Source organism: Streptomyces sp. NBC_00388 (assembly GCF_036061255.1).
Lineage (GTDB): Bacteria > Actinomycetota > Actinomycetes > Streptomycetales > Streptomycetaceae > Streptomyces.
Window position 1 is genome coordinate 1,183,337 of the sequence record NZ_CP107948.1, and the last position, 21,704, is coordinate 1,205,040.

The window sequence follows — 21,704 nt, forward strand, 5'->3', positions numbered from 1 at the left end:
GACTCTCGTCGTTGTGATGCGGGATGGGGCTCGGGGCTGGTCAGGAGTGGAAGGGCAGGCCCGCGTCGGCGGTCAGTTCCAGGTCGTCGGCGCCGGACGGCGGCACCAGGGTGGCGGTGCCGTCGGTCACCGGCACGACGCCGAGGTCGAGCAGCTCGGCCATGGCGGCGCTGCCCGCCATGTCGCGGACCTGGAGCTGATAGCGGGCGGTGGTGCGGTACGCGCCCCCGGCGTCGTCGCCCGTCCGCTGCAGGAACCCCGAGTCCGTCAGGAAGACGACGGCCTTGGCGACGATCCCGGTGGTGGAGCCGGCCAGTCGTCTGGCGTCCTTGGTGGCTCCGGTGGAACTGCGCCTGGCGTACACCCGCCAGGCGGCTTCGAGGCCGGGGGCGTCGGTGGCCGGGTCGCTGTTCTCCCCCTGCTCGCCGGCCCGCTCCTCCAGACGGCGGCAGGCCTGGCGGACGAACGCGTCGACGCCGTTGACCGTGATCCGGCCGATGTACCCGTCGTCGGCGAGGTCTTCCGGGCGCGGGAAGGCCATCGCGGCGACGGCCAGATGCGCCAGCCCGTGCAGGAAGCGGTCGGCCGAGTCGGCGGCGGCGCGGCGTGCGTAATCGCCCATGCGTACCGCGAAGACCGAGTCCTCCCCCGCGGCGACCGCCATGCCCGCCCGGGTCGAGACCTCCAGGACGACCAGGCCGAGCCCGGTGGCGACCGCGTCGGCGAGCCGGGCGAAGGCGGGCGCGTCGCGGTAGCGGCGCAACAGCTCCGCGTACTCGGCGTCCCTGGCGGGCAGGAGCTTCGGCTGGAGTCCGAAGGCGACGAGACGGGCCGCGTCCGCCGCGTCGGCCGGTGTCACCGCGGAGCCGCCCGGCGGCAGGCCGGCGCCGGGCCGGCCGGGCTCGCTCCACGCGGTGTGCTCGGCGTGGGTCTCGCTCACAGCTGCTGCTCCTCGGTCGGTGTCGTGCGGTGCTGCTTACCGGGCCGCGGACGGCGCGATCCGGGAACTCCGGCCCGGGACCCCCGGGCGGGGCGGACGTCCTGCCGGAGGGTCATACGGACTCCGTCCGGCCTGCGGCCATGCCGGCGGTGTCGAGCAGGGCCGTCCCCACGATCAGGTCCGCGCCGCCGAATTCGCGGTCGTCCAGATCGGTGCCGTCGTCCACGGCGAAGAGCAGGCGTTCCTCGCCCTGCCGGTACGCCGTGCCGACCGGGGGGCTGGCCGCGTGGATGGCGAGCAGAGCGACCAGATAGGGCAGTTCGGGATCGCGCAGGCGGGCTTCGGCCAGCAGGCCGGAGAGCCTGCGGGGAGCGTCGTGCTCCAGGTCGAGCAGCTCCTTCGCGGCCGCCAGTTGCGCCTCGCTGAACCGGCTGTCGTCCGGTGTCGCGATCAGGTCGGGCTCCGGCATCTCAGCGCCCAGGTGCTCCCGCTCGGCCGGCGGTGTCAGCAGGATGTCGACCAGGTCCCCGACCCGGACCGACACCGGGGTCCGCAGCCCGGCGCCCCGTGCGAAGAAGGCATCGGTGACGCGGATGGCCTGCTCCAGCGGCAGCGGGAGCACGGGGGCCACCAGCTGCCCGTAGAGATCGAGTCCGGAACTCACCGCCGGCGGGGCGAAGGCCTGCCGGTCCTGCTCGGCGCGGAAGAGCGGACCTGCCTCCAGCAGCCGGGACTGGAGCTGGGTGTGGCGGCGGATGCAGTCCTTGACGATGTCGACGAGCTCGGCGGCGCGCCGCTTGTGCTCGGGCTCCTCCGTCTCGTCCCTGGCCTTGCGGATGTTGGTGAGGATCGCGTTCTCGTGGCGGTAGCGGTCGGCCACGTGGCCGAGGGCTTCGTCGATCATGTCCGGCACGGTCCTGAGCCAGTCGACCGCGCGGACATTGCGCCGGGTCGCCTCCAGGGTCCTGCGCAGCGTCTCGGCGTACTGCACGGTCCGGTATCTGGCGTGCTCCGCCGCGAGCTGGGCGTCGGCCAGCCTGCCGCGGCTGATCAGTGCCTCCAGCTTCACCTCGGCGGCGATCTGCGCGCTGGTGACATCGGTATCGAGGGCGCCCACCAGGACGTTGACCGCTTCGTCGGTGGTGCGCAGATACACCGTGCCGCCGTGGCCCGGCACTTCCTCGACCAGCTTGAAGTCGTAGTCGCGGCGGACATACTCGCCGTCGGGGCCGAACGTGCCGTAGACCGCGCGGAACCCGCGGTCGACGCTGCCCACGTTGATCAGATTCTCCAGCACCCAGCGGGCCACCCGCTCGTGCTCGTCCGCCGGGCGCCGCGGGGCCTGCGCCGCGACCCGCGGCAGGAGTCTGGCCACTATCTGGTCGTGGTCGGCCCCGGTGTCGAAGTCCATGTTGAGCGTGACCAGATCGATCGCGGCGAGGGCCACCTCGGCCATCGCGTAGACCGTGTACTCGCCGGCCAGATTGGCCTTGCGGACGTCGAGGTCGTGCAGCGGGGCCGTGCAGGCGAGCGCGCGCAGCCGCCGCGCCAGCCCTTCGTCGGCGGCCGGGCCCGGTGCGGGCCGCGGCCCCGCGCTGAGCTGGGGCGGAATGAATTCCGTCGGGGCAGGCGAAGTCACGCTGCACAGATTAGGTCCTCGCACTGACAACGGTCGAAACGGCGCGGATGGGGCGCCTGTCCGCCGGGCCTCCCCGGTCTCCGGCGGCTAGGCTTCGACCTCCCCCGCACCCCCGGACTCTCCCCGTATCCGCCCCGGTTCCACCCCGGGCCTGTGCCGGGAAGTCCGCCGTCCCGCTCCCGGAGGGAGCCGTATGAGCACGACCGCCCCGCCCCCTGCCGCCCCGGCCGTCGTCGATCTCAACGCCGACCTCGGCGAGGGATTCGGCCGCTGGACCCTCACCGACGACGAGGCGCTGCTCTCCGTCGTCACCAGTGCCAATGTCGCCTGCGGCTTCCACGCGGGCGACCCGTCGACCATGCGCCGGGTCTGCGAGCTCGCCGCGGCGCGCGGGGTACGCATCGGCGCCCAGGTCTCCTACCGCGACCTGGCGGGCTTCGGGCGGCGGGCGATGGATGTCCCGGCCGGCGAGCTGGCCGACGAAGTCGCCTACCAGATCGGCGCCCTGGACATCTTCGCGCGAGCCGCCGGCAGCCGTGTGTCGTACGTCAAACCGCACGGGGCCCTCTACAACCGCACCGTCGGTGACGAGGAGCAGGCGGGCGCGGTCGTGGCGGGCGTACGGCTGGCCGGGGACGCGCTGCCGGTGCTCGGGCTGCCCGGCTCCCGGCTGCTTGCGGCCGCGTCGGATGCCGGACTGCCCACCGTGACCGAGGCCTTCGCCGACCGGGCGTACACCGCGCAGGCCACCCTCGTTCCGCGCACCGCGCCCGGCGCGGTGGTGCACGACCCGGACGCGGTCGTCGCCCGCGCGGTGGCCATGGTGCGCGGCCACTCGGTGACCGCGGCCACCGGGGAGCACGTCACCGTCGACGCACGGTCGCTCTGTCTGCACGGCGACACACCGGGGGCCGCGGACATCGCGCTCCGGGTCCGCCGTGAACTGCTCGCGGCGGGTGTGACCCTGGAGCCGTTCGCGTGACGGCGCCGGGACGCGGGAGAAGTCACCGGACGCACGGAGGGCGGCGCGGATGAGAGTAATTCCGGTGGGCGAACACGCCCTGCTCGTCGAGCTGGAGTCGGCTGCGGGGACGGAGGCCTTCCACGCGGAGCTGCTGCGCAGGCGCGACGCGGGGGAGCTCCCCCCGGTGACGGACATCGTGCCGGCCGCCCGGACCGTGCTGCTGGACGGCCTGGCCCGCCCGGGGGAGCTGGCCGCCCTGCTCCCCGCGTGGACCGTGCCGCCGGCCGCGGGGGCAGGCGGTCCGGAGATCGAGATCGCGGTGCGCTACGACGGTCCCGATCTGGCGGAGGTGGCACGGCGTTGGCAGGTGGCACCGGAAGAGGTGCCCGGCATCGTCGGCGGACTGCGTTTCCGGGTCGCCTTCTGCGGCTTCGTCCCCGGCTTCGGCTATCTGTCCGGGCTGCCCGAGCGGCTCCGGCTGCCACGCCGCGCCTCGCCCCGGACGGCCGTGCCCGCCGGTTCGGTGGCGCTCGCCGACACCTACGCGGGCATCTACCCCCGCGCCTCCCCCGGCGGCTGGCAGCTGATCGGCACCACCGGCGCGGTGCTGTGGGACCAGGACCGCGAGCCCGCGGCGCTGCTGGTCCCCGGCGCACGGGTGCGGTTCACCACCGCGGAGCCGGTATGAGCACAACCGGCCGCCGGGGACCGGCGGGAGCGGCGTCGGGGGCGCTCGATGTGGTGCGTCCCGGGACGCTCACCACCGTGCAGGACCTCGGGCGCCCGGGGTACGCGCATCTCGGCGTGCCGAGGTCGGGCGCCCTGGACGCGGACGCGCACCGGCTGGCCAACCTCCTCGCCGGGAACGGACCGGACCGCGCCACCCTGGAGACCACTCTCGACGGCACGGCGGTACGGGTCCGTACGGACGTCACGGCGGCGGTGACCGGAGCGCCGTGTCCGGTACGGATCGACGGGCGCCCCGCTGCCTGGGGCGCGCCGGTGCGGGTGCCCGCGGGTGCGGTGCTCGACGTGGGCGGGGCCGTCGGCGGGCTGCGCAGCTATGTGGCGTTCGGCGGCGGGATCGCCGTGCGGCCGGTGCTGGGCAGCCGGGCCACCGACCTGCTCTCCGGGCTGGGTCCCGCGCCGCTGGAGGCCGGACAGCAGCTGCCGCTCGGCGTCCCGGGCCGGCCGCCGGGTGCGGTGGACGCGGTGCCGCTGCCCGCTCCCCCGGCCGAGCTGGTGCTTCCGCTGCTCCTGGGCCCCCGTGCGGACCGCTTCACTGATGCGGCGCTGCGGGGTCTGCCGGAAGCCGGCTACCGGGTCTCGGCGGCGAGCAACCGCATCGGTCTGCGCACCGAGGGGCCGCCTCTCGGCCGTGCGGACAGCGCCGAACTCCCCAGTGAGGGGATGGTGCTGGGCGCGGTGCAGGTGCCGCCCGACGGGCTGCCCGTGCTCTTTCTCGCCGATCACCCGGTGACCGGGGGTTACCCGGTGCTGGGTGTCGTCCCCGTGGACCGGCTGGGGGCTGCGGCGCAGGCCGTGCCGGGGACGCCGGTGGTGTTCCTTCCCGTGCACGGCCGTACGGATCCGGCGGACGGCCCCGCGGGCCCGCACCCGCGCTGACCGTACGGACCCGCGGGACCCACTCCGGCAACCGGCCGCCGGTCCGGCGCCGGACCGGCGGCGCGGCCGTGTCAGACCGCGGTCCCCTCGGTGCCGATCCGGCTGCGGACCGCGGTCTGTACCTCGGCCTCCTCGGCGGGGTCGGCGGCCAGCCGCCTGAGGCGGTCGACCACCCGGATGTCGCCGGTCGCGGCGTGCAGGGCGGCGACCTCCCGGGTGGTCTCCTCGCAGTCCCACAGGCATTCGACGGCGAATCCCGCGCCGAACGACGGGTCGGTGGCGGCCAGTGCGCGGGCCGCGCTGCCGCGCAGATGCGAGGAGGCCGTCTCGCGGTACACATGGCGCAGGACGGGCGCCGCGCAGGCGATGCCGAGCCGGCCCGCCCCGTCGACGAGCGTCCAGAGCGGGGCCGCGTCCGGGCCGTCGCCGCGTACGGTCTCGCGCAGCGCGCCGAGGACCAGGTGCGCGTCCTGCGTCCCGCCGCGGGCGGCGAGCACTCCGGCGGCCGATGCGCCCAGCGCGTCGGGCCGCTGCACCCAGCAGCGTGCCCGGCTGACCGCTTCGTCGCCGCACATCCGCTCGAAAGCGGCCACGGCGGTTTCGGCGACCGTGCGGGAGGGGCTGTCCACCGCCGCTTCGATCAGGTCCAGCACAGCGGGGTCCCGTGCCTCGGCGAGATAGTGCAGCGCCGCGCAGCGGGCTCCGTCCGCGCCGTCACGGGCGGCGTCGACGATCGCCTCCCGGTCCCCGGGTCCGGCCACCGCGGTGAGACAGCGGGCGGCGGGCAGGTGCAGTTCGCTGCCGCGGTCGAGGCCTTGCTGCGCCCAGTCGAAGACGGCCTGCACACTCCAGCCGGGCCGGGGTCCCGTCGGGCGCATCTGCCGCTGCCAGCGGTCGAAGGACCCCTGTTCCCCGGCGGCCCGGACACGGGCGCCGACGGATGCGCGGGGGTCGTCGGCCCAGAGCCGCCAGGGCCTGGGTTCGTAGGCGTCGCGCACGGCGGCGGCCAGTTCGGCCTCGCCCTGCGCGGTGCCGGGGAAGCGGCCGAGTACCGGCACGGCCAGGGAGCGCAGCCCGGCGTCGTCGTCACGCAGCGCGAGTTCGTCGAGCGCCCAGGCCCAGTTGGACCCGGTCGCCGCGTACCGCCGCAGCAGGGCGAGCGCGTCCGGCCTGTCGTAGGAGGCGAGATGCCCCAGCACGGCGAGCGCGAGCCCGGTCCTGCTGTCCTCGGTGACGAAGTGGTCGTCGGGGAGGAAGAGGTGCCGCTCGATCTCGCCGAGCCCGCCGTCGAGATCGAGATAGAGCCGCGCGTAGTAGAGCGAGCGGTTCTCGACCTGCCAGTCGTGGCGGGGGTCACTCAGGACGCAGTGGTTCAGGGCGGCCAGCGCTTCCTTGCGCGGTGCGGCGAGCGCGTGCAGCGTGCCGTCGCCGCGGCCCCGCTGGAGCAGGCCGAGCAAGGTGCCGCTCGGCGCTATGACTGGATCGATCATGGAAGAAGCCTCACATCAAGCCGTAGACGCAACCGGGATACGTGGATTACCTGGCCGCGCAACAACATGATCGGCCGCCCGTTGTCATCTGCTTGGTGCAGTTCATCTTCCTCTGCCTCTCGTCGGTGGTCCGATGTGGACCCGCGACGTCATGATGACCCAGCCATATCGCCACCGCGACCACATTTACGACAGGCCGGTCACTGTGCGCCGAAGAGCTCCACCAGCTCCGTCTTCCCGAACATGCGGGCGGTATCCACCGCGGACGGAGTCCCGGCCTCCGGATCGGCGCCCCCGGCGAGCAGTGCGCGGATCACCCCGTCCTCACCCTTGAAGACCGCTCCGGCCAGCGGAGTCTGCCCCCGGTCGTTGGCCCGGTCCGCCTCGGCGCCCCGGGCGATGAGCGCCTCCACGGCCGCCGCGTGGCCGTGATAGGCGGCGAGCATCACGAGGGTGTCCCCGCGGTCGTTGGTGAGATTCGCGGGGACGCCCGCGTCGACGTACGCGGCGAGCGCGGCGGTCTCCCCCTGCCGGGCGAGGTCGAAGACCTTGGTCGCCAGCTCGACCACCTCGGGATCGGGAGCCTCGCTCATCGCGCGTACCGCCTTCCATACCGTGACCTCGGGGCACGGCATGACAGCCGTACGAGTGAACCGACAGATTACTGCCCGCCCCTCGCGCCGGGCACGGCCCAGGGGGTCACGTCGGCCAGTCGGGTGAATTAGACGACATTTAACCCATTTGCACCTTTAATCGTATAGATACTTTCTGTGAACCTGGAAGAACTCATGGTGACTGTCCCCCCAACCAGGAGAACACTCATGATCCTTTCCATCTCCGGCGTCGTACTGCTGGGAATCATCTCCTTCCTCTTCTTCAAGAAGGACGGACTCAAGGCCTCGCACGGGCTCATCTGCGCCCTCTTCGGCTTCTATGTCGCAGGCACCGCCATCGCACCGAGCATCACGGCAGGCGGCGCGAGCCTGGCCAGCATGCTGGGCGGAATCAAGTTCTGACCCTCGGTAATCGCTTTCCCTCTCACCCCAGGAGACAGCTGTGGCCCGGCGACCACTTCCCCGCATTCTGAGCAGCAGCAGCGCATCGATCACCCGCAGCCGCGAGATCGCGCGGACGGCCGCCGACAGCGCCACCGATGTCCTCCATCCGCTGATCACCATCGGACGGGGCCTGCGCAGGCTGGCCTCGGCCGGGCGGCAGCGGTGGGCCGCGACGCCCAAGGACCGGCGCGGTCCCGCGCTGTTCCTCGTCGCGGCCTGCGTCCTGGTGGTCGCGCTCATCCCGTACGGGCCGCTGCTCGCCCTGATCACGGTGATGGCCGCGGCCGCCTGGAAGGGGCACGAGCGGACCGTGGAGAAGACCGGGCCCGACGAGGCGGAGACCGCCCGGCTCCAGGCGCTGTACGAGGCCCTGGTGCCGTACTTCTCCGTCCCCGAGGACCCGGCTCCCCTCTTCAGCCACGGCGGCGCGTGGGACGAGGCCTTCAGCGACTTCGTGTTCGACGGCGACGGGCGGCTCACCGCGCTGAACGTCGCGTACCCGGCGCACTTCACCGACGGCGAAGCCGCCTCCCGCACCCGGATCGAACAGCTTCTGCACGCCAAGTCGGGGCGCGGACGCGAGTACCGCTTCGACTGGGACGAGGAGGGCAACCGGCTCGCCATGAACGTGCTGCCCGCCCTCTCCACCACCATCGCGGCGCAGCCCTTCGTCACCGGACCGGGCGAGACGGTACTCGGCTTCACCGACCCGGACGCGGTACGCCGCACCGTGCCGGTCCAGGACGGCGAGAGCCGGAGCGACGCACCGCCCGTCGTCTGGCGGACGGGAGCGCGCTCCACCGAGCCGCACCTGCTCGTCGCCGGCGAGCCCGGCAGCGGGACCACCACACTGCTGCGCTCCCTCGCGCTCCAGGCCCTGCGCCACGGCGACGTGGTCATCATCGAGGGAAGCGGCACGGGCGAGTACGCCTGCCTCACCGGGCGCACCGGGGTGCTCGCCGTCGAGTGCGGGCTCACGGGGGCCCTGTCCACCCTGGAATGGGCCGCGCACGAGACGGAGCGGCGGCTGATCACGGCCAACCGGGCCAGGCAGTCCGGGCATCCCACGCCCGAGGACACCAGGCGCCCGCTGTGGATCCTGGTCGACCGGCCGAGCGTCTTCGGGCACCTGGCAGCGGCCGACGGGCGCACCGACCCCCAGGAACTGCTGCAGGTCCCCCTGCGGCACGGCAGGACGGCGAGCGTCACGGTGGTGGTGGCCGAACACACCGACGCGGTGGACACGCTGAGCGACGCCGTCCGGCACCACACCCGCGCCCGCGTCGTGCTCGGTTCGGCGGCCGAAGGCCAGATCGGGGCTCTGCTCGGCGCCCCGCCGCACACCACGCCGACGCCCGGTACCCCGCCGGGTCGCGGCTACGCGCGGCTCGGGTCGGGTCCGGTACTGCGTCTCCAGGTCCCGGCCACCCCCGACCCGTACGACGACGCGACCAGCGAGGCGCACCGCCGGGCCGTACTGGACCTGCTCCCCGCCCGGCCGGGCGCGGCGGACCCGGTGCCCGGGCCGGAACAGCCGTGCACGGAATCCGTCGCGCCCGAATCCGTCGCGCTCGAATCCGTCCCGCTCGAATCCGTCCCGCTCGAACCGGCGCCCGCCGATCCGCGCCCCATGACGGTGGCGCCGGTGGCGGCCGAGGGCTGACCCAGGTCAGGCGACGAACGTCCGCGGGGCGTCGGTACCGGTGCCCGCGCCGCTCTCGACCAGCCGCGCCGCGGCAGCCAGCCGCTGCGCGGCCTCGTCGGCCAGCCGGCCCCCGACCGTGAACGGCAGCCGCACATACCCCTCGAAGGCCCCGTCGACCCCGAACCGGGGCCCGGAGGGGACCCGGACGCCGACCCGCTCGCCGGCCTCGGCGAGCCGGGATCCGGAGAGCCCGCCCGTCCGCACCCAGAGCGTCAGACCGCCGTGCGGCACGTCGAACTCCCAGCCGGGCAGTTCCCTGCGGACGGCGCCGACCAGTGCGTCACGGTTCCCCCTGGCCTGGGCGCAGCGGATTCCGACCGCCTCCTCCCATCCCCCGGTACTCATCAGCCAGTTGACGGCCAGCTGCTCCAGGACCGGGGTCCCCAGGTCGGCATAGGCCCGCGCGGATACCAGGCTGCGGATCACGTCGGGCGCGGCGCGCACCCAGCCGATCCGCATACCGGCCCAGAACGCCTTGCTCGCCGAGCCCACCGTCAGCACCGTGCTGCCCGCCGGATCGAACGCGCAGACCGGGCGCGGCATTTCGGTGTCCTCGTCGAGCCGCAGTTCGGCCATGGTCTCGTCCACGACCAGGACGGTGCCGGCCGAGCGTGCCGCGTCCACCAGTCCGCGCCGCTGGTCCTCGTCGGCGAGCGCGCCGGTCGGGTTGTGGAAGTCCGCCACGACGTAGGCGATACGGGGTGCCGCGTCACGCAGCACCTGCCGCCACCGGGGCAGGTCCCAGCCACTGAGTCCTTCGGCCATCGCGACCGGCACCAGGCGGGCCCCGGCCTCGCGCATCAGCTGGAGGATGTTGGCGTACGAGGGCGACTCGACGGCGATGCGCTCGCCGCGCCCGGCGAAGAGATGGCAGATGGCGTCCATGGCGCCCATCGCCCCGGTGGTCACCATGATCTGCTCGGGCATGGTCGGGATGCCCTGCGCGGTGTAGCGGTCGGCGAGCTTCTGGCGCAGCGCCGGAAGTCCCGCCGGGTAGTCCCCGTGGGTGTGCGCGTACGGCGCCAGCTCCTCCAGCGCCCCCTGGACCGAGCGGGTGAGCCAGGGTTCCGGGGCGGGCAGCGCCGCGGTGCCGAGGTCGATCACCGAACCGAGCGTCTCGGGCGGCAGCGGCTCAAGGCCGCGGGCGGGCAGCGGGTTGCCGGCCGGTACCGCGGTCCAGCTGCCCGCACCCCGCCGGGACTCCAGGAAGCCCTCCGTACGCAGCGCCTCGTAGGCGGCGGCCACGGTGGTGCGGCTCACCGCGAGGGCGACCGCCAGTTCCCGCTCGGCGGGCAGCCGGGCCGCCACCGGGACCCGGCCTTCGAGGACGAGCACTCTGATGCCGTCGGCCAGCGCCCGGTAGGCGGGCGGCTTGCGCGTGCCGGGGCCGGCCGGCCGTGTCTGCTGGGTGCTGAGCTGGCGGGCCAGCTGCGCCGCACCGACCGCCGAAGTCCACTGCGTCATGGAATTCAGTCCACCTTCCCGGAATTGGCCATGGCTGGCCTCGGATCCCAAGCCACAGAGTGTCACGTACCAGTCCACTACGACCAGCCACCACCGAGAGGGACCATATTGTCCAGGAATGTCATGCGCAGGCTTGTGCAGCTCTACGTCGGCCTGGCGCTCTACGGGGTCAGCTCCGCGCTGCTCGTCGACGCGGGCCTCGGCCTTGAGCCCTGGGGCGTACTGCACCAGGGCCTCGCCCGGCTGACCGGTCTGACGATCGGCACCGTCTCGATCATCGTCGGCGCCGCCGTACTGCTGCTGTGGATCCCCCTCAGGCAGCGGCCGGGGCTCGGTACCGTCTCCAATGTCTTCGTCATCGGCATCGCCATGGACGCGACCCTCGACCTGGTCCCCGCCGTTCACGGACTGCCCGGCCGGATCCCGCTGATGGCCGCGGGCATCCTGCTGAACGGCGCGGCGACCGGTCTGTACATCTCCGCCCGCTTCGGCCCCGGACCGCGGGACGGCCTGATGACCGGGCTGAACCGGCTGACCGGTCTCTCCATCCGGACGTCGCGCACCGCCATCGAGATCGCCGTCGTCGCCACCGGCTTCGCCCTGGGCGGGACCGTCGGGGCGGGCACCGTCGTCTACGCACTCGCCATCGGGCCGCTGGCCCAGATCTTCCTGCGGGTGTTCGCGCTGCCCGCCCCGGCCGGGGAGTCCGCGCCGCGGGCCCGCGCCACCGCGCAGGCGATACTGCCCGAGTGACGAGGACGCGACACCCCTACCTGGACCACCCGGGCCCCATCCCGTTCGCCCACCGGGGCGGCTCGGCGGACGGCCTGGAGAACACCGCGGCCGCCTTCCGGCGGGCCGGCGGCGCCGGTTACCGCTACTTCGAGACCGATGTGCACGCCACCGCCGACGGCCGGCTCGTCGCCTTCCACGACGCGACCCTGGACCGGATGACGGACGCGCGGGGCGCGATCGCCTCCCTGCCGTGGAGCGAGGTGCGGCGGGCCCGGGTGGCGGGCACCGAGCCGCTGCCGCTCTTCGAGGAGCTTCTGGAGGAGTTCCCCGACGCCCGCTGGAACATCGACGTCAAGGCCGGGCCCGCACTCGCCCCCCTGATCGGTCTGCTCCGCAGGACCGGTGCCTGGGACCGGGTGTGCGTCGGCTCGTTCTCGGAGAGCCGGGTGGCGGCGGCGGCCCGCCTGGCGGGCCGCCGCCTCGCCACCTCGTACGGCATGAGCGGCGTCGCCGCGCTGCGGCTGCGTTCCTACGGGGTCCCGGCCGTCCTGCGCGCCGGTGGCGTCTGCGCGCAGGTCCCGGAATTCCACGGCCGGATCCGGGTGGTCGACCGGCGCTTCGTACGCGCCGCGCACGCCCGCGGACTGCAGGTGCACGTCTGGACGGTCAACGACCCCGGGCGGATGGCCGCGCTCCTCGACCTCGGCGTGGATGGCATCATGACCGATCATCTTGAGTCACTGCGTGCGGTCCTCACCGCACGGGGGGCGTGGAACTGACGATCAGGGGGCGCGGCGTGAGCGCTGGAACCGCGAACGGCGCGGTCGGCACCGCCGAAGCGACCACTGCGGCCGGCCGCCGGCGCGAGCAGCACGGCTGGTACTTCTACGACTTCGCTTCCTCGGTCTACTCGACCAGTGTGCTCACGGTGTTCCTCGGCCCGTACCTGACCTCTGTCGCCAGGGCCGCCGCGGACGCCGGCGGCTACGTCCATCCGCTCGGCATCCCGCTGCGCGCGGGGTCGGTCTTCGCCTACACGGTCTCGGTCTCCGTCATCGTCGCGGTGCTGGCGATGCCGCTGGCCGGCGCGGTCGCCGACCGGACGGGCCGGAAGAAGCCGCTGCTCGCGGGGGCCGCGTATCTGGGCGCCGCGGCCACCGCCGGGATGTTCTTCCTGGACGGCGACCGCTACCTGCTGGGCTCGGCGCTGCTGATCGTCGCCAACTCGTCGCTCGCCGTCTCGATGGTCCTCTACAACGCGTATCTCCCGCAGATCGCGGCGCCGGAGGAGCGCGACACGGTCTCCTCGCGCGGCTGGGCCTTCGGGTACACGTCGGGCGCCCTCGTCCTCGTACTGGATCTGGTCCTCTACTCCGGCCACGCCCGTTTCGGGGTGTCGGAGGCGACCGCCGTACGGATCTGCCTGGCGTCGGCCGGTGTGTGGTGGGGCGCGTTCACGCTGATACCGCTGCGCAGGCTGCGCGACCGCCGGACGGGTCCCGCGGCAGGGAGCCGTGCGGTCGGCGCAGGCTGGCGGCAGCTCATCGGGACGCTGCGGGACATGCGCCGCTATCCGCTGACGCTCGCGTTCCTGCTCGCGTACCTGGTCTACAACGACGGCATCCAGACCGTGATCTCGCAGGCGTCCGTGTACGGCTCGGAGGAGCTCGGCCTCGGCCAGACCACGCTGATCACCGCGATCCTGCTGGTGCAGGTGCTGGCGGTGGCGGGGGCGCTCGGCATGGGCCGGCTGGCGCGCACCCACGGTGCGAAGCGGACCGTCCTCGGCTCGCTCGCCGTGTGGACACTGATCCTCGGCGCCGGATATTTCCTGCCCGCACGGGCGCCCGTCTGGTTCTTCGCGCTGGCGGCGGCGATCGGCGCGGTACTCGGCGGCAGCCAGGCACTCTCCCGTTCGCTCTTCTCGCACATGGTGCCGGAGGGCAAGGAGGCCGAGTACTTCTCGGCCTACGAGATGAGCGACCGCGGGCTGAGCTGGCTCGGCCCCCTGGTCTTCGGGCTCGCCTACCAGCTGACCGGCAGTTATCGTGCCGCGATCATCTCGCTGGTGGTCTTCTTCGTACTGGGTTTCTTCCTGCTGGCACGGGTACCTGTGAGGGAGGCCGCGGCAGCGGCGGGAAACGCGGTACCGAGCGGGTTTAGGCATTGAAGTGAAAGGCCGGTAGTGTACGCCCTTGGCTCATCAGGCGGACCGTTACTGCGTGATCATCAGTGAAATCGCAGGGTGACATCTCTGAGCAGATGTGACAAAGAGGTCACTGATGGGTACAACAAGGGGCGGCACGACGGGCGACGTATGACCCGCAACGGGAATCTTTACCGCCGACCGGACGTTGACCGGATGACGACGACAGCGACACCTGTCCTGTGGGCGACAAGCCCGGGAGGCACGATTCATGAGTGAGCGAGCTCTTCGCGGCACGCGCCTCGTGGTGACCAGCTACGAGACCGACCGCGGCATCGACCTGGCCCCGCGCCAGGCGGTGGAGTACGCATGCGAGAACGGACATCGCTTCGAGATGCCGTTCTCCGTGGAGGCGGACATTCCGCCGGAGTGGGAGTGCAAGGCGTGCGGCGCCCAGGCACTCCTGGTAGACGGGGACGGCCCTGAGGAGAAGAAGGGCAAGCCCGCGCGCACGCACTGGGACATGCTCATGGAGCGGCGCACCCGCGAGGAGCTGGAGGAGGTGCTGGCCGAGAGGCTGGCCGTCCTTCGTTCCGGCGCCATGAACATTGCCGTGCATCCGCGGGACAGCCGCAAGTCCGCGTAACGCCCAGGCGTTCGCGTACAGCACGACTGCATCAGGAGCTGAGGGCTCCGGCACACTTCAGGGTGTGCCGGGGCCCTCAGCTCTTTGGTGTGCCCGGCAGCTCTCTGCTGCTCCCGGCGGAGGGGCGTGCACCCCGGCCGAGGAGCGTGCACGCCCGTGCCCGGGTGCGCCCGGCGGAGGGGCGTGCACCGGGCGGAGTGCGCTGTCGCGCGCGCCCCTCCGCCACCGCCCGGAGCGTCGCTTCAGGGCGTCAGCGGCGGGCGCGGACCCTCGTCGTCCCCGCGGGGGCCCGGCCGTTCGTCGTCCTTGATGACCTCGCCCTGGACGACCTTGCCGTCCGGGCGGTGCATCCGCGCCTGCTGGAAGGCGCCGCCCACGGTGCCGGGCGCGGCCCTGCCGAGCCGGCGTTCCAGGGTGCGTTCGGTGTACCGGCTCAGCGCCGACCGCAGCGGCGGGATCAGGAGGAACAGCCCGGCCACATCGGTGAGGAGACCGGGCACCATGATGAGCAGCCCCGAGAGCATCAGGAAGCCGTTCCCGCCGCTCTCCCGCTCGTGCGCCGGTCTTGCCCCCGCCGCTCCCTGCTGCTGCCGCTGGACCGTCTCGGTCAGATTGCGGAAGGCCCGGCGCCCGGCCCGCTTGACGACCGCGGCGCCGAGCACGAGGCCGCCCACGAGCAGGAAGAGCACCGTGAGCCCGCCCGCCGCGTCGCCCACCAGGATCAGCAGCCAGATCTCCAGGATCACCCAGACGGCGACGCCCAGTGGTACGAAGGTGCGCGCCCGGGAGCGTCTGGGAGCGGTCGGGGGCTGTGTGCCGGTCGTCATGCTCCCAGTGTGCCTGCAGGCGCGCACGGATGGCGTGCCGGGGAGCTCAGGAGGACTCCCGCCCCATCAGCCGCCCGGCCCGCGCACCGACCCCCCAGGCCGTCACCCGCCACAACGCCTCCACGACGATGTCCTTGCTCATCTTGGAGTCGCCGATCTCGCGCTCGACGAAGGTGATCGGGACCTCCACGACATGGCAGCCCGCCTCGACGGCCCGCCGGGCGAGGTCCACCTGGAAGCAGTACCCCTGGGACGTCACCTCGTCGAGGCCGAGCTCTTCCAGGGTCTCCTTGCGGAAGGCCCGGAAACCGCCGGTGACATCGCGGATCGGTACGCCGAGAAGGAGCCGCGAGTACGTGCTGCCGCCCCGCGAGAGCAGTTCCCGGGACTTGGGCCAGTTGACGACCCGTCCGCCCGGCATCCACCGCGAGCCGAGCACCAGGTCGGCACCCTTCAACGCGATGAGCAGCCGGGGAAGTTCTTCGGGCTGGTGCGAGCCGTCGGCGTCCATCTCCACGAGGACGCCGTAGCCGTGCTCGATGCCCCAGCGGAAGCCGGCGAGGTACGCGGCACCGAGACCTTCCTTGCCCTTCCGGTGCAGCACCTGGATCTGCGGGTCGTCCCCGGCCAGCTCGTCCACGATCTTCCCGGTGCCGTCCGGGCTGTTGTCGTCGGCGACCAGAATGTCCGCCTCCGGCACCGCGGCGCGAACCCGGGCAACGATCGGCTTGATGTTCTCGGCCTCGTTGAAGGTCGGAATGATGACCAAGGCCTTGCCGAGCGGACCGAACCGCCGCTCACCGCCGTCGTTCACTACTGCCCCTCACTGTGTCCCTACGCCGAGCCATCACCTTATCCAGGGACGGAGGGGCGGAACGCAGCCGCGTCTGCGGGGGGCCGACTCCCGGCAGGAGGAGGGAACTTCGGATCGGGGCCCGGCGTCCTTCGGGCCGACCTGGGGCCCGCTGGCTGCGGGTCGACCGAGAGCCGTTGTCTACTGAACGTCCGGGCCCCACCCGGGTCGCACCTGCCCGCGAACTCCGGAGGAGCAGGGCGGACCCCCTTCCGGCTGAAACCTCCCTCGCCCCCGAGGCGCGGGCGCTGAACCTGGCTCCCGGTGGTGGCGCGCCTTCCGGCGTACCGCCCCATGACCCAGCGGCGTTCGACGACTGCGTGGAGGTTTGCCGGTCGGACGTCCTGTGGTGGACTCGGCCGAACCTACCCGCCGGTGGCCGCTTTCTGTCAACACTCGCCCGACCTGCGGTGTTCTGATGAATGGGCAGGTCAGTACGGAGGAGACCCAGGTGGTGCGAGAGGATTTCCGGCATCGATCGGCCGCACGAAATACCGCGATGTCACTCGTTCGGCCTCACGAAGACCGTCTGTCCGGAGACCACCGTCCGCAGACAGACCGGGAGTTCGGCGCCGGGGGTGAGGTCGGGCAGCCCCGGAGTACCGGAGCGCGGGTCGGTCGACCAGCGGGCCACCCGGTCGTCGGGGGCCTGCACCACCAGGTCGGCGGTGCGCCAGACCGCGTAGTCGGCCGGGGCGCCGGGTACGAGGATCCCGGTGTCGTCCCGGCCGATGGACCGCCAGCCGCCGCGGGTGTGCGCGGCGAAAGCGGCGCGTACGGAGATCCGGTGGCCCGGGGTCCGGTGGAAGGCGGCCGCCCGTACGTTCCCCCAGGGGTCGAGCGGGGTGACCGGGCTGTCGGAGCCGAAGGCGAGCGGCACTCCGGCCCGCAGCAGGGCGGCGTACGGGTTGAGGGTCCGTGCCCGGCCGGTGCCGAGCCGCTGGGCGTACATGCCGTCGTCGCCGCCCCACGCCGCGTCGAAGGCGGGCTGGACCGAGGCGGTCAGCCCCAGCTCGGCGAAGGCGGCGACGGTCTCCGGGGTGAGCATCTCGGCGTGCTCGACGCGGTGGCGGGCAGCGCGGACCCGGGCGAGGCCGAGCTTCCCGGCGGCGGCCCGTACTCCGTCGACGACCGCGGTGAGTGCGGCGTCCCCGATGGCGTGGAAGCCCGCCTGGAGTCCCGCCTCGGTGCATGCGGTGACATGGGCGGCGATATCGGTGGCGTCCAGGTGTGCGGTGCCGGTGTGGGCCTCGTCCGCGTACGGCTCGTGCAGGCAGGCGGTGTGCGAGCCGAGGGAGCCGTCGACGAAGAGGTCGCCGGCCGCGCCGATCGCGCCGAGCTCCCTGATGCGCTGTGCGTCCCCGGCGCCGGCGACGCGCTCGGCCCAGTAGCCGAAGACGCGCGGCCCCCGCTCCTGCCCGGCGAGGCGGAGCAGCGCCGTGAAGTCGTCCTCGTCGGAGATGTCGGGCCCGCCGCACTCGTGGAGCGCGCCGATACCGAGCGAGGCGGCCCGCTCGCGGGCGGCGCGCTGCGCCCCGGTGCGCTGCTCCGGGGTGATCTGCGCGTGGGCGGCTGCGCGCACGGCGTGGTGCGCCGCGCCGGTGAGGGGGGCGTCCTGGCGGTACCCCGGGAGGGAGGTGACCCGCGGGACCAGGTCGAGCAGGGCGGTGGAGACCACGGCCGAGTGGACGTCGACCCGCGGCAGATAGACCGGCCGGCCGCCGGCCGCCTCGTCGAGCGCGGTGCGGGACAGCGGCTGCCCGTCCGGCCATCCTGACGCGTCCCAGCCGTGGCCGAGCAGCACCCGGTCGCCGGGGCGGGCTTCCGCATGCTCCCGTACGAGGCGCAGTGCCTCCTGCGCGGTCCTGGCCGCCGACAGGTCGAGGCCGGTGAGGGCGAGCCCCGTCGAGGTGGTGTGGACATGCGCGTCGGTGAACGCCGGGGTCACCAGGGCCCCTTCGAGGTCGAAGGTCTCGTCGACACCCTTGGCGAAGGCGTCCGCCGCCCCTTCGGAGCCCACCCAGGCGACGTGCCCGCGTTCCACGACCATCGCGGTGGCGAAGGGGTCTGCGGGGCTGTGGATGTCTCCACCGCGCAGCAGTACGGTCCGGTGGTCGGTCTGGGGGGCGGTGCTCTCGGTCATGGAGAACAGTCTCCCGCCTGCGCGGAACGATCCGCGCAGGGGGCCCGTACGCGGGGCCGGGGCTGGTCAGATCTCCGGGGGCCGCGCCTCGTAAGGGGTGGAGAGCACGACGGTGGTGCGGGTGGAGACCCCGGCCAGCGAGCGGATCCTGGTCAGCAGGTTCTCCAGGGCCAGCGGCGTCGGGACGCGCACCTTGAGGATGTAGTTCTCGTCCCCCGCCACGCTGTGGCAGGCCTCGATCTCGGGGACCCCGGCGAGCCGCTCGGCGATGTCGTCCGGGGCGCTCGGGTCGAAGGGTTTCACCGAGATGAACGCGGTGAGCGGCAGCCCGACGGCCTCCGGGTCGACCACGGCGGCGTAGCCGCGGATGACTCCGCGCTGTTCGAGACGGCGTACGCGCTGATGCACCGCCGATGTCGAAAGGCCGGTGGCCTTGCCCAGGTCGGTGTAGCTCATCCGCCCGTCCTTGACGAGCAACTCCACGATGCGGCGATCCAGCTCCTCCATACGGATCAACCTATGGCCCCGGCCCTCTCCGGCACAGCCGGAGAGGGCCGCCGAGGGCACCTGGCGCTGACATGTGACGAAGACCACAGCCTCCGGACCGTGTCCGCGGGGGACGCGCGGTTACCGCGGACACCGGACGGGAAGTGCTTGCTGTGGTCGAGACCACAGTTTCTGGTCGGCCCATCCGAGGGGGAGAATCTCCATGCACAAGCTGAAGAGCGCCGATGCCATCGAGCCCGCAGAGCTCGCGGCCATCGAGAACGATCCGGGTCTCGCCGTGTACGACACCTGCGAGATGTACCGGGTGATCTGCCCGGACTGCGCGCAGCCGATCGCCCTCCTGGCGGGCGAGGCGATACTGCCCGAGCACGCGCTCTGTGCGAGCCCCTGGAATCCGTTCGGCCTGACCGCGTGCGCGGGCACCGGCCGCGCGGCTTCGGACGCGGAGGCGGCCGGTGCGTCCCTTGAGGCCGAGGAGCTGGACACCGCGCTGCTGCTCACGCTGCCCCAGGGCCTCGACTGGCGCAAGCAGCCCTTCTCGCACGTCGGCGGCCCGGGCTCACGCCCCGTCAGGGCGTTCCGGGCGGCGCGCGAGGCCGCCTGACCAGTCGTACGTCCCCCGTACCAGGGCCTCCAGCGAAGCCCTGTGCAGGATCATGGCATCCGGGTCCGCAGGGGCCCGGACCTCACCGAAGTGCAGTTGCCGGTAGGCGATGCGCAGCATGACGATCGCGTGCCGCAGAGCCGCGTAGAGCAGGTAGAAGTCCATGTCGCGCGGTGCGTGGCCGGTGAGTTCGGCGTACCGCCGCTCGACGTGCCGGCGGCGCAGCAGACCCGGCAGCCCGGGCAGCCCGGATCCCTCGGTGAGGTCCTGGAAGAAGCGGTGCAGATAGACGGTCCAGCCGAGGTCCAGTTCGCACGGTCCGATGGCCGCCATCTCCCAGTCGAGCACCGCGGCGGCCTCGAAGCCGTCGTACACGATGTTGCCGATCCGGGCGTCTCCCCAGCAGAGCACGGCGGGCCCCTCGTCCTGGGGCCACAGCGTCTCCAGCCGCCCGAAGGCGCTCTCGATCAGGGGTGAGCGGGGCAGCCCTTCCACCACCCAGGCGTAGTAGGCCCGTTGCCCGTCCACATGGCGGCGCAGCGGGGTGCCCTCACCGGCCGGGAGCAGGAACTCCCCCTGGTCCGGCGGGAACTGACCGTGCAGCCCGGCCAGGACGCGGAGGGTCGAATCCTCCAGGGCGGCGCGTTCGGCGTCGGTCGCGGCGTGGAGCCAATTCCCCTCGTACGTATAGGGCATGACGTCGGGCGGGACCCTGCCGTGGGCCTGTTCCATCACGAAGAACGGCGCGCCGAGCGGACCCGGATCCGTTTCGAGCCACAGGACGCGCGGTACCGGGACGTCCGTGTGCGCGGCGACCCGGCTCATCACCCGGTACTGCCGCTCCATGTCGTAGGCGGGGAAGACCGTGTACGCGTCGGGGTCGGCGGCCAGGCGCAGGGCGCAGGAGACGGCCGGGGCGCCGGGGGCGTCGATGTCGAAGAGCAGCGTCTCGCTCGACATGCCGTTCGACGCCGGGGCGGCGAGAGGGCCGGTACGGGCGCCCGGCAGCCGGGCGGAGAGCCAGGCGGAGAGCCTGCGGGCCAGGTCCTGCGGGTCTCGGGTGGTCGTGCGGGGGCGTGGTGCCGTGGTCATGGCGGTGCTCCTCGCTCGGGACGGGGGTCGCGGACGTGCGTACGGCTCATGGGCGGGGCGGGCTCAGGGAGCGACCGACGCGTACCCGGTGAATCCGCTCGGGTCGTGGCGGCCGAAGCTGCCGTGCTCGAAGATGCCGTGGCCGACCCGGCCGTCGAGGGTGAAGCGTGCGGCGTGGTCGGTGACGCCGTAGGCGGCCTCCGGGTGGGCCGCCGGGTCACTCATGTCGTAACAGCGCCGGTCGCTCCAGCCCCGCCCCTGCCAGGTGCCGTGCTGCCAGTCGGTGGCCGGCGGGTAGCCCGCGCCGAGCGCCAGCGGCGAGGAGCAGAGCGTTTCGGCCGTCAGCTCCAGGGGGCGGCCGTCCGGGCCGCCGAGGTGGATGACAGCGCGTTCGGGGTGGCGGGTGCCCGACCGGTAGCCGATCTCCGTTCGCGGCCAGCCGAGCTGGACGTCGGGCCGGCCGTCGCGTACCAGGAGGGCTTCGTTCAGGGTCCGGTAGCCGTCGGCGTCCTCCTGCGCGATCACCAAGACGAAGCGGTCGTCGAAGCGGACCGGGACCCAGAGCCAGTGGAATCCCTCGGGCCGGTACTCGGCGTCGGCCCGCCCGCCCTCCTCGCCGGGGATGGGCCGTACCCCCCAGCTGCGGTCGCGGGTGCCCGTCCACTCCCCCGCCCCGACCCGTATCTCCTCGCCGCCCGCGCGGATGACGCCGGAACAGCTGCCCGCCTGCACGAAGCGGCGGCCTTCGAGCATCAGCCGCTCACCGCGCCGCTGCACATGGTGCGGCTCCCAGACTGCCGGGAAGTCCGCGGTCCACTCGATGTCGTACGCGAGCGAGTCCGGGTCGGCGGGGTCGGCCGCGCAGTGCAGTGCCAGCCGCCGGAGCGGGGCGTCCACGGTGATGCGCAGAGGCCCGACGGCGAGGTTCATGCGGTCGTCGGTGAGGGCGTCCGACGCGCGGACCGCGTGCAGCCGGTCACCGGTGCGCAGCGTCGCGTACGCGTCGATCACCCCGGCGTTGGGGTAGACGCCGAGCCCCGCGACGAGCAGCGCCCTGCCGCGGTGGTCGAAGACGTGGAAGATGCAGCGGTCATAGGCGTTGCGGTCGCCTGTCGCGACGTGCTTCATCGACAGCGGTACTTGGTGGACGGGGTACTCGTCGAGCGCGATGGGTCGGTCGTCGGCCACGGCATCCTCCTGCTGACAGGGAAGATGACGGTACGTCAGAAACGGTGGGGACGGCCAGACCCGGTCCGCGCGGGATC

Annotated in this window: 21 protein-coding genes; 10 read left to right on the top strand and 11 right to left on the bottom strand. The window is 73.0% G+C overall.

The features are described 5' to 3' along the window. Positions 1-40 precede the first annotated feature (40 nt). A complete protein-coding gene (locus OG917_RS05370; RefSeq protein ID WP_328316374.1) occupies positions 41-940 on the bottom strand; it encodes a hypothetical protein in 900 nt (299 codons plus the stop codon). 112 nt (positions 941-1,052) lie between these two features. Continuing rightward, positions 1,053-2,579, bottom strand: a complete 1,527-nt coding sequence (locus OG917_RS05375) for a hypothetical protein (RefSeq protein WP_328316375.1) — start codon at positions 2,577-2,579, stop codon at positions 1,053-1,055. A gap of 193 nt (positions 2,580-2,772) precedes the next feature. Here OG917_RS05375 and OG917_RS05380 point away from each other — a divergent pair, with 193 nt between their 5' ends. Genes OG917_RS05380 through OG917_RS05390 form a run of 3 tightly spaced genes read left to right on the top strand, consistent with a single transcriptional unit; the run spans position 2,773 to position 5,169 of the window. Then, the gene (locus OG917_RS05380; protein ID WP_328316376.1) at positions 2,773-3,561 is read left to right on the top strand and encodes a LamB/YcsF family protein; all 789 of its coding nucleotides are present in this window, start codon (positions 2,773-2,775) and stop codon (positions 3,559-3,561) included. A gap of 49 nt (positions 3,562-3,610) precedes the next feature. Then, complete coding sequence (locus tag OG917_RS05385) at positions 3,611-4,231, top strand: 5-oxoprolinase subunit B family protein (RefSeq protein WP_328316377.1); 621 nt, start codon at positions 3,611-3,613, stop codon at positions 4,229-4,231. Continuing rightward, the gene (locus OG917_RS05390; RefSeq protein WP_328316378.1) at positions 4,228-5,169 is read left to right on the top strand and encodes a biotin-dependent carboxyltransferase family protein; all 942 of its coding nucleotides are present in this window, start codon (positions 4,228-4,230) and stop codon (positions 5,167-5,169) included. Before OG917_RS05385 ends, OG917_RS05390 begins: the two co-directional genes overlap by 4 nt. 71 nt (positions 5,170-5,240) lie before the next feature. Here the strand turns inward: OG917_RS05390 and OG917_RS05395 are convergent, their stop codons facing one another. Then, positions 5,241-6,659, bottom strand: coding sequence for a HEAT repeat domain-containing protein (locus OG917_RS05395; protein WP_328316379.1), 1,419 nt, complete (start codon positions 6,657-6,659; stop codon positions 5,241-5,243). A 200-nt stretch (positions 6,660-6,859) separates the two neighbouring features. Then, positions 6,860-7,252 carry an ankyrin repeat domain-containing protein gene (locus tag OG917_RS05400; RefSeq protein WP_328316380.1) on the bottom strand — a complete coding sequence of 131 codons (393 nt, stop codon included), beginning with the start codon at positions 7,250-7,252 and terminating at the stop codon, positions 6,860-6,862. A 228-nt stretch (positions 7,253-7,480) separates the two neighbouring features. Here OG917_RS05400 and OG917_RS05405 point away from each other — a divergent pair, with 228 nt between their 5' ends. Together OG917_RS05405 and OG917_RS05410 are read left to right on the top strand one after the other, a co-directional pair. Next, on the top strand, positions 7,481-7,675 hold the full coding sequence (locus OG917_RS05405; protein ID WP_328316381.1) for a hypothetical protein: 195 nt from the start codon (positions 7,481-7,483) through the stop codon (positions 7,673-7,675). Positions 7,676-7,715: 40 nt separating this feature from the next. Further along, positions 7,716-9,380 carry an ATP-binding protein gene (locus OG917_RS05410; RefSeq protein ID WP_328316382.1) on the top strand — a complete coding sequence of 555 codons (1,665 nt, stop codon included), beginning with the start codon at positions 7,716-7,718 and terminating at the stop codon, positions 9,378-9,380. Between the two features lie 6 nt (positions 9,381-9,386). Here OG917_RS05410 and OG917_RS05415 read toward each other — a convergent pair whose 3' ends face one another. Beyond that, the gene (locus OG917_RS05415) at positions 9,387-10,886 is read right to left on the bottom strand and encodes an SCO1417 family MocR-like transcription factor (RefSeq protein ID WP_328316383.1); all 1,500 of its coding nucleotides are present in this window, start codon (positions 10,884-10,886) and stop codon (positions 9,387-9,389) included. Positions 10,887-11,009: 123 nt separating this feature from the next. On the opposite strand from OG917_RS05415, the gene yczE reads away from it, so the two are divergent. The 4 genes from yczE (at position 11,010) to OG917_RS05435 (ending at position 14,413) form a co-directional block, all read left to right on the top strand. Next, positions 11,010-11,639 (top strand): membrane protein YczE, encoded by a 630-nt coding sequence (gene yczE, locus OG917_RS05420; RefSeq protein WP_328316384.1) that lies wholly within the window; start codon positions 11,010-11,012, stop codon positions 11,637-11,639. After that, positions 11,636-12,400, top strand: a complete 765-nt coding sequence (locus OG917_RS05425; protein ID WP_328316385.1) for a glycerophosphodiester phosphodiesterase family protein — start codon at positions 11,636-11,638, stop codon at positions 12,398-12,400. The genes yczE and OG917_RS05425 overlap by 4 nt, the downstream gene beginning before the upstream one ends. A gap of 17 nt (positions 12,401-12,417) precedes the next feature. Further along, positions 12,418-13,791, top strand: coding sequence for an MFS transporter (locus OG917_RS05430; RefSeq protein ID WP_328316386.1), 1,374 nt, complete (start codon positions 12,418-12,420; stop codon positions 13,789-13,791). 247 nt (positions 13,792-14,038) lie between these two features. Next, the gene (locus OG917_RS05435; RefSeq protein WP_161311542.1) at positions 14,039-14,413 is read left to right on the top strand and encodes an RNA polymerase-binding protein RbpA; all 375 of its coding nucleotides are present in this window, start codon (positions 14,039-14,041) and stop codon (positions 14,411-14,413) included. 242 nt (positions 14,414-14,655) lie between these two features. Here the strand turns inward: OG917_RS05435 and fxsA are convergent, their stop codons facing one another. The 4 genes from fxsA to OG917_RS05455 all read right to left on the bottom strand — a co-directional run bounded on the left by fxsA (position 14,656) and on the right by OG917_RS05455 (position 18,743). Continuing rightward, positions 14,656-15,240 (bottom strand): FxsA family membrane protein, encoded by a 585-nt coding sequence (gene fxsA / locus OG917_RS05440; RefSeq protein WP_328316387.1) that lies wholly within the window; start codon positions 15,238-15,240, stop codon positions 14,656-14,658. A 46-nt stretch (positions 15,241-15,286) separates the two neighbouring features. Further along, positions 15,287-16,054, bottom strand: a complete 768-nt coding sequence (locus OG917_RS05445) for a polyprenol monophosphomannose synthase (protein ID WP_328316388.1) — start codon at positions 16,052-16,054, stop codon at positions 15,287-15,289. A 541-nt stretch (positions 16,055-16,595) separates the two neighbouring features. Next, complete coding sequence (locus OG917_RS05450) at positions 16,596-18,236, bottom strand: amidohydrolase (RefSeq protein ID WP_328316389.1); 1,641 nt, start codon at positions 18,234-18,236, stop codon at positions 16,596-16,598. Between the two features lie 66 nt (positions 18,237-18,302). After that, positions 18,303-18,743 (bottom strand): Lrp/AsnC family transcriptional regulator, encoded by a 441-nt coding sequence (locus OG917_RS05455; RefSeq protein WP_164266613.1) that lies wholly within the window; start codon positions 18,741-18,743, stop codon positions 18,303-18,305. Between the two features lie 202 nt (positions 18,744-18,945). Between OG917_RS05455 and OG917_RS05460 the strand changes: the two genes are divergently transcribed. After that, positions 18,946-19,347 (top strand): hypothetical protein, encoded by a 402-nt coding sequence (locus OG917_RS05460; RefSeq protein ID WP_328316390.1) that lies wholly within the window; start codon positions 18,946-18,948, stop codon positions 19,345-19,347. Here the strand turns inward: OG917_RS05460 and OG917_RS05465 are convergent. Further along, positions 19,303-20,439: a phosphotransferase family protein gene (locus OG917_RS05465; protein ID WP_328316391.1), complete on the bottom strand. Its 1,137-nt coding sequence runs from the start codon at positions 20,437-20,439 to the stop codon at positions 19,303-19,305. The genes OG917_RS05460 and OG917_RS05465 overlap by 45 nt on opposite strands. 63 nt (positions 20,440-20,502) lie before the next feature. Then, positions 20,503-21,627 carry a hypothetical protein gene (locus OG917_RS05470; RefSeq protein WP_328316392.1) on the bottom strand — a complete coding sequence of 375 codons (1,125 nt, stop codon included), beginning with the start codon at positions 21,625-21,627 and terminating at the stop codon, positions 20,503-20,505. Positions 21,628-21,704: the final 77 nt, after the last annotated feature.